General features: G+C 69.5%; 6 protein-coding genes. 4 read left to right on the top strand and 2 right to left on the bottom strand.

What is annotated here, in order from left to right; all coding sequences use genetic code 11:
- Positions 1-123: 123 nt before the first annotated feature.
- Together pbpC and B5Y19_RS05915 are read right to left on the bottom strand one after the other, a co-directional pair.
- Complete coding sequence (pbpC, locus tag B5Y19_RS05910; RefSeq protein ID WP_079591216.1) at positions 124-2484, bottom strand: penicillin-binding protein 1C; 2361 nt, start codon at positions 2482-2484, stop codon at positions 124-126.
- Between the two features lie 11 nt (positions 2485-2495).
- On the bottom strand, positions 2496-7754 hold the full coding sequence (locus tag B5Y19_RS05915; RefSeq protein WP_079591217.1) for an alpha-2-macroglobulin family protein: 5259 nt from the start codon (positions 7752-7754) through the stop codon (positions 2496-2498).
- A 366-nt stretch (positions 7755-8120) separates the two neighbouring features.
- Here B5Y19_RS05915 and B5Y19_RS05920 point away from each other — a divergent pair, with 366 nt between their 5' ends.
- The 4 genes from B5Y19_RS05920 to B5Y19_RS05935 form a co-directional block, all read left to right on the top strand.
- Positions 8121-9548 (top strand): S1 family peptidase, encoded by a 1428-nt coding sequence (locus B5Y19_RS05920; RefSeq protein ID WP_139384272.1) that lies wholly within the window; start codon positions 8121-8123, stop codon positions 9546-9548.
- A gap of 281 nt (positions 9549-9829) precedes the next feature.
- Positions 9830-10825, top strand: coding sequence for a tripartite tricarboxylate transporter substrate binding protein (locus B5Y19_RS05925; RefSeq protein WP_055730431.1), 996 nt, complete (start codon positions 9830-9832; stop codon positions 10823-10825).
- A gap of 85 nt (positions 10826-10910) precedes the next feature.
- The gene (locus B5Y19_RS05930) at positions 10911-11402 is read left to right on the top strand and encodes a tripartite tricarboxylate transporter TctB family protein (RefSeq protein ID WP_079591219.1); all 492 of its coding nucleotides are present in this window, start codon (positions 10911-10913) and stop codon (positions 11400-11402) included.
- 13 nt (positions 11403-11415) lie between these two features.
- Positions 11416-12547, top strand: a 1132-nt coding sequence (locus B5Y19_RS05935) for a tripartite tricarboxylate transporter permease (RefSeq protein ID WP_079591220.1), incomplete at its 3' end; no start/stop codon positions are given.

Here is a 12547-nt window from a genome sequence, read left to right on the forward strand (position 1 = left end):
TAATGCCGCTGCGCAGACCACGGGACCGCGTGACGAGAGGGCGCCCTTTCCGAGAACGGTCCCGCATGCATCTGCGCCGCAGCACGGCGTGCCGCAGCGTGTGCGGGATGACGCCGCGGGATGCTACTGCAGCCTGACCGAGACGCTTTCGCTGGCCCCGGTGGCGTCGATCACCGAAATCCGCATGAAGCCCTTCCCGGGCGGCAGCCATTGCGTCTCGCGCCGGCGCTGTGGCTCGGTGACCGGCGCGCCGTCGACCAGCCAGGTATAGGGCGGAGAGCCGCCGGCGGCCTTGAGGTTGAGCTGGCCCCTGCCGTCGAGGGCGGCGGCGGAGAGGTCGATGCGGGCGCCATCGGGCGGGAAGGCGAGCTTGAGCGCCGGCGTCGTCATCGCCATCACGGTTTTCGGTACGTCCTGCCTGAGGTGCCGGAGCGGCGGCGGCAGATGGCCGGTGCTGGCGACGATCGCATCCGCCGGCTGCGGGAAGGGGCGCGGATCGATGCCGAGCCGGGCGAAGGCGTCGAACAGGATCGGCGCCGCCACGGCACGCCCGACGAGGCCGGGGACCGCACCGTTATCGGCCCGGCCGACCCAGACGCCGACCGTGTGCCTGCGATCGAAGCCGACGGCCCAAGCGTCGCGATAGCCATAGGAGGTGCCGGTCTTGTAGGCGATGCGCCCGGGCACGGCATTGAGCGGCGGCGGTGCGCCCAGCAGGGTGTCGGCGACATACCAGGCTGCCACGGGGTCGACGAGCCGGGGATATCCATGCGAGCCCTCATCCTGAGGAGCGCTCGCAGAGCGCGTCTCGAAGGATGCTTGAGGGCGCTCTGGAGCATCCTTCGAGACGCCGCTTCGCGGCTTCTCGGGATGAGGGCTGAGGACAGGGACGGGGGTTGGCCGGAAGCGCAGCGGCAGCATCTCGCCGCCGCGTGCCAGCCCGACATAGGCGCGCGTCAGGTCCTGGAGGGTGATGCCGAGCCCGCCCAGGCCGACGGCGAGGCCGGGCGCGCCGCCTTCCTTCGGCAGGGCGATGGCGACGCCGGCATCGCGCAGCCGCGAGACGAAGCGCTGGGGTCCGAGCGCCGAGAGCAACTCCACCGCCGGCACGTTGAGCGAGAGCTGGAGCGCTTTTCGCGCGCTGACCATACCCTGGAAGGTCATGTCGAAGTTTTCGGGAATGTAGATGCCGTAGCGGGCAGGCCGGTCCTCCAGCATCGTCTCGGGATGGGCGATGCCGTTGTCGAAGGCGAGGGCATAGATGAACGGTTTCAGCGCCGAGCCCGGCGAGCGCAGCGCCCGCGTCAGATCGAGCGAGCCCGCCCGCTCGGCCGCGAAATAATCGACGCCGCCGACCGAGGCGCGGACCTCGCCGGTCTCGTTGTCGACGGCGAGGATCGCGATCGAGACTTGGGGTGCGAGGCCGAGGCTGCGTTCGCGCGCGAGGCTTTCGAGTGCGGCCTGCAGGCGCGCATCGAGCGCGAGCTTCTGCACGCGCTCGGCCGGTGCCTCCGCCACCGCCTGCTCGGCGACATGGGGGCTGAGACTCGGGAAGGGGCGCCGCGTGGTCGGGATCGGTTCGTTGCGGGCGGCGGCGACTTCGTCTGATGTGGCCAAGCCCGCCTGCTCGACCCGCGCCAGCACGCGCTCGCGCGCCTTGCGGGCGGCTTCGGCGAAGCGGTCCGGCCGGCGCGTCTCCGGCGATTGCGGGAGGGCAACGAGGAGCGCGGCCTCGGCGGTCGAGAGGCGCTTCGGTTCCTTGCCGAAATAGGCGAAGCTCGCGGCGCGGACACCTTCGAGATTGCCGCCGAACGGGGCGAGCGTGAGATAGAGGTCGAGAAGGCGGGCCTTGTCGAAGCGTCGTTCCAGCTCGACTGCGCGCACCGCCTGCCTGAGTTTGGCGGCAAGCGTGCGCTCCTCGCGCGGCTCCAGCAGGCGGGCGACCTGCATGGTCAGCGTCGAGCCGCCGGAGACGATGCGGCCATTGATGAGCATCTGGCCGGCGGCGCGCAGCATGCCGAGCGGGTCGATGCCGGGGTGGTCGTCGAAGCGCTTGTCCTCGAAGGCCTTGAGCATCGCGAGGTAGCGCGGATCGACATCGTCATGCGTGACCGGCAGCTTCCAGCGCCCATCGGCGGTGAGGAAGGGGCGCAGCAACTTGCCCTCGCGGTCGAGCACCACGGTCGAGCGGTCGGCCGCGGCGGAGAGGTCGAGCGGGGGGAGGGAGCGGACGTAGAGGGCGAGGGCGGTGGTTGCCGCAATTGCCGAGACTGCCAGAACGCTGGCCGCCGTCTTCAGCTTGCGGAAGCGTCGGGGCGTCTTCCCTTCTCCCCTCGGGGGAGAAGGTGGCAGCGCGAAGCGCTGACGGATGAGGGAATGCAGGCGGGCGGGCAAACGACCAGGTGTCGCGCCGGCCCTCACCCCATCCCTCTCCCCCGAGGGGAGAGGGGGCTCGGCGGCGCTCGATCTTCCATCCTGTGTCATGGCGTCACTGCCTACCGCGCCGACGTAATCTCCACCGCGCCGAAGCCGGTCCGGCCGAAACGATCCGGCCGGTACATATCCTCGATCACGGCGGCAGGGGAGACGTAGCGGCCGGGCGAGACGGCGCGCGCGATATAGGCGACCGTGTAGGAGAGCTTGTCGTTCTTCGAACCCGAGCGCTCGAAGGCGGCGACGAAGCGGTCGTCGCGCGACTCGGTATGGACCGGGAAGACCTCCTGTTTCAGCCAGTCGAGGCCGGCGACCGAGGCGCCCTCGGTCAGCTTGGCGTTCTCGATCTCGAGCCCTGCGGGAACCGGATCGACCAGCAGCAGCCGGCCATAGCGCGGCGCGCCTTCCGTCACCGTCAGCGCCACGACATAGCGCTCGTTCTGGCGCAGGCGCGCGGGATCGGCGCGCTCGCCCTTCATCGTGTAGATGACGCGCTCCAGTCCGAAGCCCTGATTGAGCGCCGGCTCGGGCGTGGTCGGAATGCCGGCGACGGTGATCACCGCCTGCGCGTTGCCCGCGCCGGGGTTGGCGATGGTCAGCGGCTTGCCTTCCAGCGCCTCGGCCGAGAGCGTGCGGTAGAAGGCGCCCTTGCGCGCGGCGCCGTCGACCGTCAGCGTCATGCCTTCGGCTTCCTTCGACATGGCCTGCGCCGCCAACACCATCCACATCTGTTCCTGCGTCGAGGTGTAGCTGTAGCGGGCGCTGTTGCGGGTGGCGTCGACGATCGAGACGGCGCGGCTGATATCGGCGCGCTCGCCGTTGGACTCGGCGATCAGGGCGAGCACGCCGGCACCGTCGCGCAGGCGCGAGCCGTAGTCCGGCCGCGAGAACCCGTCGTCGCTCGCCTGCTGCAGCAGCCCGAGCGCACTCGTGAAGGCGGCGCGGCCGCGGCCGCGGTCGCCCAGCGCCGAGAGCGCGGCGCCGATCTGGGCGCGGGCCAGCGCCGTGCCGAAATCGCCGAGCTTGTTGTCGGCGAGATAGCGCAGATCGCCCATCACAGGACGGCCGTTGCGGGCCAGCACATAAAGCGCATAGGCGATGCCGGCGGCCTCCTCCTTGTTGATCTCGCTGGTGTTGACGACCTGGTTGCGCAGGCGGTCGAGCGCGAGGTTGAAGGCGACCTGCGGCACTGCGAACTGCTTCTCGCGGGCCCGTGTCAGGAAGTCGGCGACGAAGGCGTCGAGCCAGAGATCCTCACCGCCGACGCTCCACAGGCCGAAGGAGCCGTTGCCGCCCTGGCGGGCGAGCACGCGCTCGATCGCATTGGCGATGCGCTCGTCGGCCTTGTCGTCGAGTGCGAGCTGTTCCAGCGAGGCGAGCTGGTTGACCGCGAGCAGCGGCAGGGCGCGCGAGACGGTCTGCTCGGTGCAGCCATAGGGGTAGCGGTCGAGCGCCTTGAGCAGGGCGGGCACGTCGAGCGAGCCGAAGGGCGAGACCGTCACCGAGACCTGGCCGGAGTTCGGCACGAGATCGGCCAGCAGGTCGGAGGAGACGGTGATCGCCCCGCCATTGCCGGGGATGGCGCGGACGATGCGGCGCGCGATCGTCGAAGCCGAGGGCTGCACCCGCACGGCGAGGTTCTGCACCGTACTGAGCCCGTTCGGACCGGAGACGCGCACGTCGAATTCGGCGCGGCCGAGGCCTGCGGCGGTGACGGGGATCGTCATCTGCGTCTTGGCGCCGGCGCCGAGCTGCATGGTGCGGCGGGTGGCGTCGGCCGCGACCAGCACCGGGCCCTTCACGTCGAGATCGACGGTATAGGCGCCAGCCGGTCCCTCGACGTTGTCGACCTGGAGATGGAAGCGGGACTGGTCGCCGATAGCGAGGAAGCGCGGCAGCGTCGCCTGGGCGACGATCTGGTCGCGCACGATCACGTCGGCGCTGGCCTGGCCGGTGCGGCCGGCCGACCAGGCGACGCCCATGACGCGCACCGAGCCGTTGAAGGCCGGCAGGTCGAAATCGACCTTGGCGGTGCCGTCCGGCCCGACCTTGATCACGCCGGAATAGCGGGCGAGCGGCTCCTGCGTCGGCTTCTCGCCGTCCATCTGGGGGGCGGCGTCGCCACCGGTGCGGATCGCGCCGCGCGTGCCCTGCATGCCGTCGATCAGATAACCGTAGAGGTCGCGCAGTTCATGGCCGAGCTGGCGCTGGCCGAAGAAGAACCTGCTGGGATCCGGGCTCTCATAGCGGGTGAGGTTGAGGATGCCGATATCGACGGCGGCGAGCGTGACATAGGCGTCCTCGCCCGGCTTCATGCCGGTGACCTTGACCGGCAGAGACAGCGTCGAGAGCGGGCGCACCAGCTGCGGGGCGCCGAGATCGAGCGCGAGCGTGCGCTGTTCCTTGCCGATCTGGAACCAGGAGAGGCCGATGGCGCGGCCGGGCAGGCGCTTGGCGGCGGCGTCCATGGGCCTGTGCGCGAGCACGACGAGATAGGCGCTGGCACCCCATTCGGCCTTCACCGGGATCGTGGCGGTCGTGCCGCCTTCGGCGATGTCGATGGTGCGCAGATCGGCGACCTTGTCGGTGACGACGGCCAGCGTCGCCTTGCCGGCGAAGCGCGGCGAGAGGCGCAGTTGCAGGCTCTCGCCATCGGCGTAGGCAGCCTTGTCGAGTGCGACATCGAGCACATCCGGGGTATCGGCCGTCTTGTCGCTCTCGTAGCCGACGCTGAACGAGACCGAGGTCTCGGCCGCCTCGTTGCCGTCCGAGGTGACGTCGAGGCGGTAATTGCCCCATTCGACCGGCGCGGCGATCTTCGCGCCGGCGGCTTCCGCCACGGCGATCTCGCCATCGGCGACGCGGCGGGTGGTCTTCACGCCCTCATAGTTCCAGCGGCCGTCCTGGAAGAACCACTGATAGTTGCGGCGCACCTTCGACAGCACCCATTTCACGCCGGGCCGTGAGAGGCGCCTGCCGTCGCCGGTCGCCATGATGACCTCGAAAGTCGCGGTCTGGCCATTGCCAAGATCGCCGTCCCTGAACAGCTTCCTGACGCCGATGGCGGCGCCCTTGGGCACGATCGGCAGGGTGACGGAGCGGGCGATGGCGCGCCCGCCGGGCTCGCCGACGCGCACGGTCACCTCGACCTCGAGCGGGCGGTTGGTGTCGGGCTGCTGCACCGGGTTGGAGATCGTCGCCTTGCCGGCGGCGTCGGTCGTGGTGCTCTCCTCGAACTCGTTCTGGACCGCTTCGAATTCCTCGTCGGTGAGACCGACCTGGTAGTCCTTGAAGCCGGGGATGGCGCTTGCCGCCGCGGCGCGGATCGTCATCGAGCCGGTGACGTCGAGCTCGGAGCCCGGCGCGCCGTAGAGATAGCGGGCATTCACGTCGAGCTCGGCCGGCTCGCCGGCCTGCAGCACGGGCGCCTTGGGCGAGAGCGTCAGCTCCAACCGCTCGGGCACGTAGTCCTCGACGAGGAAGGAGGTCTCGCCGATCGCCTGGCCCTTCGGGTCGGAATAGGCGAGGACGCGCCAGGTGCCGGTGACTGCGCCCGAGACGAGCGGGATCGAATGGGCGCGCCCGCCCGCACCCTGATCCTCGACCTGGCGGCGGCGATACTCGACGCCATCCGGGCGCTTGACGACGATGGTGAGCGGCAGGCCCGTGACGGCCGCGCCCTTGGCGTCGCGCAGCAACGAGGTGAGGTAGACCGTTTCGCCTGAGCGATAGACGCCGCGCTCGGTATAGAGATAGGCGTCGAGTCCGCTGGGGGCGACGCGACCCTTCACGCCGCGGTCGGAGAGATCGAAGGCGGTCGGCTTCAGGTCGAGGAAGCCGTAATCCTCGGCGAGCGCGGCGGTGACGAGGCCAGGCGCATTGCCGCCCTGGCCACGGCTGAGGCCGGCATCGAAGCGAGCGTAGCCGTTGGTGTCGGTCTTCGCCGTGCCGAGCACCTCGTTGTTGCGGGCGATCAGCCTGAGCTCGGCATTTGCGACGGGCCTGGCATCGGCGAGGGAACGGGCGAGCACATGCACGCCGTCGGGCCCGGTGAAGGAGGTCAGCCCGAGATCGGAGACGACGAACCACTGCGTCGCCCGCGTCGAGCCGTCATCATAGGAATCGCCGTCGTCGCTGGGCTGCGCGGCGGCGGGCCCGCCAGAGGGCTTGGCGAACATCACATAGACGCCGGGCTTGAGAATGCCGACCGCCTCCGTCACCGGGAAGGCGGTGATCACGTCCTGGTTGAGCTCGGACTTCACGTCCATCGTGCCGGTCCAGACGCTCTGGCCCTTGTCGCTGGAAATCTGCCGGGCGGACCAGGAGCCGAGCTGGCCGAGGAAGTCCTCGGAATGGACGGAGTTGATCAGGTTGCGGTCGCCGATCCGCATGACCTCGAGGTCGAGCTTGCCCGAATTGACCGAGACGACTGGAATGCCCTGCTGGCCGGTGCGCGGCAGCACGTAGTTCTTGCCGGTGAAGCGCACGGAAGGGGTGCGGTCGCGGACATAGATCTCGTAATCGGCCGATTTCAGCAGCGTCTCGTCGGGGATGGCGGAGGGCACGCCCTGTCGGATCACGATGGCATAGCGTTCGCCATGCTTGAGTCCGTCGACGCAGATCTGGCGGTCCTCGGCGCTGACGGCGAAATCGCCCTTGCCGCCTGAGATCGCCACGTAAGGCGCGAAATCGACGCGGCCGCGTGCCAGCGCTTCCGAGAATTCGAAGCAGGCGCGGGGCGATGCGGCGTCGGAATCGGTCTTGTTGGAGACTAGGCGGAAGCCGCGCTTTTCGCGCAGGCTCTCATAGGAACTCTGCAAGGCGGAATTGGCGGCGAGGTCGAGGCTGAGCCGATAGGTGGTCAGCGCCGGGCGCCACAATTCGTTCTTCTCGAAGGTGCGGGCAAGCACGCCGAGGGACGCCGCCTCGTCATTGGGATTGGTCGAGCGCTGATAGGCGAGATAGGCGGCGGCGACGGCGCGCTCGCGCAATTCCCAGCGCTCGCGATAGTCGCGCGGCTCGATCGCGTTGGCGGCGCGCGCCATCAGGCGCCAGCCGGCGGCGTTGGACGAATCGGCGACGATTGCGGCGTTGGCCTGGGGCAGGGCGGAGCGAGCATCGCCACGGCCGAGCGCGATCTCGCCGGCGCGGATGGCATCGGCCGCGGAGCGGTTACCGGCCGCGACCTCGCGCTTCAGCCGCTCTTCCAGCCGCTGCCCGTCGGCGAGCAGGTCGTTACGAACATAGGCCTTCTGGGCGAAGGCGGGCGCGGCGGTCAGGGCGAGGCAGAGGGTGAGCGCGAGACGGGAAAGCAGGGTCATCGTCGATCCTCTTGGGCAGGCAGCCGGTCCCGTCCCTCTAGCGCGGCGAAGGCCACGCGCCGATGACGGCGCGAGACGGGGCCGGCAGGCTATCACCGCGCCAACGACGTTCAAGTCATGCGCATGCAGGATGCGCCGATCGGGCAATCGGGTTCGAATCGACCCGCGTGTCATCCCGGTGGGAATGATGCTGAGATCCGAGACGGTGTCGGAGCCTCGTCCGGAGGCGCTTCGGCAACGATCCCGGGCGGGTCAGGGGGCCTGTCCGGGGTGGCACGCACCTCCTTGCTCGTCACCCCATGGTTGCGGCGCGGCGCGTTCTGACGCTCAATGCAGCCGCTTCGGCTGCCTTCTAGGACGAGACCCATGCTGCGCGCCCGTTTCCATCGACCGCGAATGAAGCAGGCCCGCGCCGCCATGCTGCTGCTGGCGCTGCTGTCGCCGCTGGCGGGTGCGCAGGCCCAGGCCCCCAATCCGCAGATGGCCGCGGCGCAGGCGCGTTTCGAGGAGCTGCCCGAGGCCGAGCGCAAGGCGATCCAGAACGACCTGATCTGGGCCGGCCAATTCAACGGTGCGGTCTCGGGCTCCTATGGCCCGCTGACCTTCCGCGCCATCAACGCCTTCAAGGGCGGGCGCGGGCCGGCGGACGGCGTGCTCGTGCCCGCCGAGCGGGCTGCCCTCGCCAAGGCCGCGCAGGGCGCCCGCGACGCCGCCGGCTTCCGGCTGCTGGTCGACGACAAGACCGGCATACGGATCGGCATCCCGGCGAAGCTGTTGCCGAAGCGCAGCGAGACGCCTTCGGGCGGCAGCCGCTGGCAAAGCGTCGACGACAAGGTCACCCTCGACACCTCGGCCTCGCCGCCGGGCGAGGATCTCGCCGCGCTGTTCGAGAAGGCCGTCGCCGTCAACCCGAACAGCCCGCGCAAGATCACTTACAAGCTGCTCCGGCCGGATTTCTTCGTGGTCACCGGCGAGACGCCGGGCGGGCGCTTCTATCGCCGGCTTTCGGCCGGGCCGCAGGGTCTGCGCGGATTCTCGATCGGCTACGACAAGGTGCTGGCGCCGACCGTCGACAAGCTGGTCATCGCGATCGCGGCGAGCTTCGAGCCCTTCCCGACCGGGCCGGCCCCGGCCGCGCCCTCCGCCGTCGCGGGTACGGCGAGTCCGTCATCCGGGCTGTCGTCGCTGCTACAGCCGGCGGCGCGCAGCAACGAGCGCTACGGCGTCGCGCTGGCACTCAACGAGCGAACGGCGCTGAGCACCGCCTCCGCCAGCGAGGGCTGCCGCAGCCTGCGCGTCGGCGACCGCACCGCCAGGCTGAAGCTGAAGGACGATGCGAGTGGGCTCGCGCTGCTCGACCTCGACGGCACGGGCGCCGCCAAGCCGCCGGGCCTGCGCGCCGAGGCGCCGGCGGCCGGGGAGGCGCTGGTCCTGGTCGCCTTCGGCCACGATGCCGGCAAGAGGGCGGCGGTCGCGCTGCCGGGCCAGAGCGTGTCTGCCGGCGGCAAGCCGGCGCTCAGCGCGCCGCTGCAGCCCGGCCAGGCGGGCGCGCCGGCCTTCGACCGGCAGGGGCGACTGGTCGGGATCGTGACCGAGAATCCCTCCGACAAGATCCTGATCGCCGGCGTCGCGCCGCAGCGCAGCTACGCTTTCGCGGACAGCGCCACGATCCAGGCGCTGCTGGCCAAGGCCGGCGTCTCGCTGCCCCAGCCGGCCGCGGTTTCGGAGCTCAGCACGGGCGCAGTGGTCGAGCGCGTGTCGGGCGGCATCCTGCCCGTCATCTGCGGGTTGTAGCGCGTCCGATCGGTCCGCCTTTCACGCCGTCATTGCGAGGAGCGTGAGCTCCGAAGCAATCCGGGAGGACGGAGCGAGACGCTCAGCCCGGTCTCCCTGGATTGCTTCGCTATGCTCGCAATGACGAATGGGCCCCGTCGGAAGAAAGGCGCCCCCGCTGCCAAAATCAGATGTTGTCACCTGCCGCGCGATCGGCTCAGATATCCAAGTCGGATCAAGGGCGCCCCGTCAGCGACGAGGAGCGCCCATAGACTAAATCGATTTAGCGGAGGAACTGGGGAATGACCGATTTCATCGACAGGCGCAGTGTGCTCAAAGGCGCGGCCGCGGCGGGCGCCGCGAGCCTGATCGCCGCGCCCGCCGTCGCGCAGGCCAACTGGCCGAGCCGGCCGCTCACCATGATCTGCCCCTGGGGGGCGGGCGGCGGCACGGACGCCACCGCGCGCATCGTGGCCCAGCTGCTGGAGAAGGATCTCGGCCAGCCGGTCAACGTCGTCAACCGCACCGGCGGCTCCGGCGTGGTCGGGCATTCGGCGATCGCGACCGCGGCGCCGGACGGCTACAATATCGGCATGCTGACCGTCGAGATCGCCATGATGCACCATCAGGGCCTGACCGATCTGACGCCGTCGAGCTACATGCCGCTCGGCCTGATGAACGAGGATCCGCCGGGCGTACAGGTCTCGACTTCAGGGCCCTACAAGGACATCAAGGCGCTGGCCGAGGCGATCAAGGCGGCTCCGGCCGGCAAGCTCAAGGCCTCCGGTACGGGACAGGGCGGCATCTGGCATCTCGCGCTGATCGGCTGGCTCGTCGCCATGGGGCTGAAGCCGGACCATGTCGCCTGGGTGCCCTCGAACGGCGCCGCTCCGGGCATGCAGGACCTCGCCGCCGGCGGCATCGACATCGTCACCTGTTCGGTGCCCGAGGCCCGGGCGATGATCGACGCCGGCAAGGCGAAGTCGCTGGCCATCATGGCGAGCGAGCGCAACCCGCAGTTCAAGGACGTGCCGACGCTCAACGAGACGCTCGGCATCAATTACTCGATCGGCGCCTGGCGCGGCATCGGCGCGCCGAAGGGCCTGCCGCCCGAGATCGCGGCCAAGTTGACGGCGGCGCTCAAGAAGGCGTTCGACTCGAAGGACTACAAGGACTTCATGAATTCCCGCGGCTTCGGCATGAAGTTCGCCGACGGGAAGGGCTTCGCCGACTTCATGGCCGCAAGCGACAAGTCGATGGCCTCCGCCATGAAGGCGGCGGGACTCGCCAAGGGCTGAACCGAGCCGGACCTGCAGCGCCGGGAGCAAGAAGCTCCCGGCGTTTTCGTCTCTTCATGATCCGCACGTCCGAGGAGGTTGCCCCTTGCAACTGTCCGACCGCATTTCCGGCTCCGCCATTGCCGCGCTGGGAGCCATCGCCTTCTTCTACGGCTCGAAGCTGCCGCCCGTTCCCGGCCAGCAGGTCGGCCCCTCCGCCTTTCCGATGGTCGTCGGCGCCGGGCTCACCCTCTGCGGCGGGCTGATCGTCTTCGGCGTCGGCCGTCATTTCGAAGAGGTCGCCGAGGCCGATGTCGCGAGCCATGCGACGCCGGAGGAACTCGCGCCAGTGCCGGCTTGGCGCAACTGGCTGGCTTTGCTGCCGCCAGCTCTGCTCGCCTTCTACGCGCTGGCCTCGGAGACGCTCGGCTTCCTGCCGACGACGGCGATCATGGTGCTGATCTGCAGCCTCGCCTTCGGGGCGAAACCCAGGCTGGCGGTGCCGCTCGCGATCATCGCGCCCTTCGCGATCAACCTGATCTTCCTGAAGCTGCTGCGCGTGCCGCTGCCCGGCGGCATCCTGCCCTTCCCCTGGTGAGCGAGGCCTGACGATGGATACCGTCATCAAGGCCTTCGGGCTGGTTTTCCAATTCGACGTGATGATCGCGGTCGTCGCGTCGGCCTTCTACGGGCTGACCGTCGGGGCGCTGCCGGGGCTCTCCGCCACCATGGCGACGGCGCTGCTCGTGCCGGTCACCTTCTACCTCTCGCCGATCGCGGCGATCGCGACGATCATCACCGCCTCGGCGATGGCGATCTTCTCCGGCGACATTCCGGGCTGCCTGCTGCGCATCCCGGGCACGCCGGCCTCGGCCGCCTATACCGACGAAGCCTATGCGATGACACGCAAGGGCCAGGCCGAGACGGCGCTCGGCATCTGCCTGTGGTTCTCGGCGCTCGGCGGCATCGCCGGCACGCTCTCGCTGATGCTGATCGCGCCGCTGCTCGCCGAGATGGCGCTGTCCTTCTCGACCTATGAGAACTTCTGGCTCGCCATGCTCGGCCTGATGTGCTCGACGCTGGTCGCGCGCTCCTCGCCGATCAAGGCGATCGCGGCGATGCTGCTCGGGCTCCTGATCACCTGCATCGGCATCGACAACCCCGGCGGCGTGCCGCGCTTCACCTTCGGCTCGACCGATCTGCTCGGCGGCATCGAGGTGATCCCGGCGCTGGTCGGCGTCTTCGCGCTGGCCGAGGTGATGCGCTCGCTGACCGAGCGAGACCCACCGAAGATCGAGAACCGCAGGCTCGGCTCGATCCTCAAGGGCCAGTGGCAGCTGACCAAGGAATATCCGAAACAACAGACGCGCGGGAACATCGTCGGCATCATCATCGGCGTGCTGCCGGGCGCCGGCGCCGATATGGCGGCCTGGGTCAGCTACGCCATGGCCAAGCGCTTCTCGAAGACGCCGGAGAAGTTCGGCACCGGTCATCCGGAAGGGCTGATCGAGGCCGGCGCCTCCAACAACGCCTCGCTCGCCTCCGGCTGGGTGCCGGCGCTGCTCTTCGGCATCCCCGGCGACACCATCACCGCGATCGCCATCGGCGTGCTCTACATGAAGGGGCTGAACCCCGGGCCGACGCTGTTCACCAGCCAGGCCGAGAGCATGTACGCGCTCTACATCATCTTCATCCTCGGCAACATCATCATGATCCCCTTCGGCATTGTGATGATCCGGCTGG

It is taken from the genome of Allobosea thiooxidans, assembly GCF_900168195.1.
Classification (GTDB): domain Bacteria; phylum Pseudomonadota; class Alphaproteobacteria; order Rhizobiales; family Beijerinckiaceae; genus Allobosea; species Allobosea thiooxidans.

What these genes read in the sequence shown, in the direction of transcription:
- pbpC (WP_079591216.1), bottom strand. Translation starts at nt 2,484, where the DNA reads ATGACACAGGATGGAAGATCGAGCGCCGCCGAGCCCCCTCTCCCCTCG.
- B5Y19_RS05915 (WP_079591217.1), bottom strand. Translation starts at nt 7,754, where the DNA reads ATGACCCTGCTTTCCCGTCTCGCGCTCACCCTCTGCCTCGCCCTGACC.
- B5Y19_RS05920 (WP_139384272.1), top strand. Translation starts at nt 8,121, where the DNA reads ATGCTGCGCGCCCGTTTCCATCGACCGCGAATGAAGCAGGCCCGCGCC.
- B5Y19_RS05925 (WP_055730431.1), top strand. Translation starts at nt 9,830, where the DNA reads ATGACCGATTTCATCGACAGGCGCAGTGTGCTCAAAGGCGCGGCCGCG.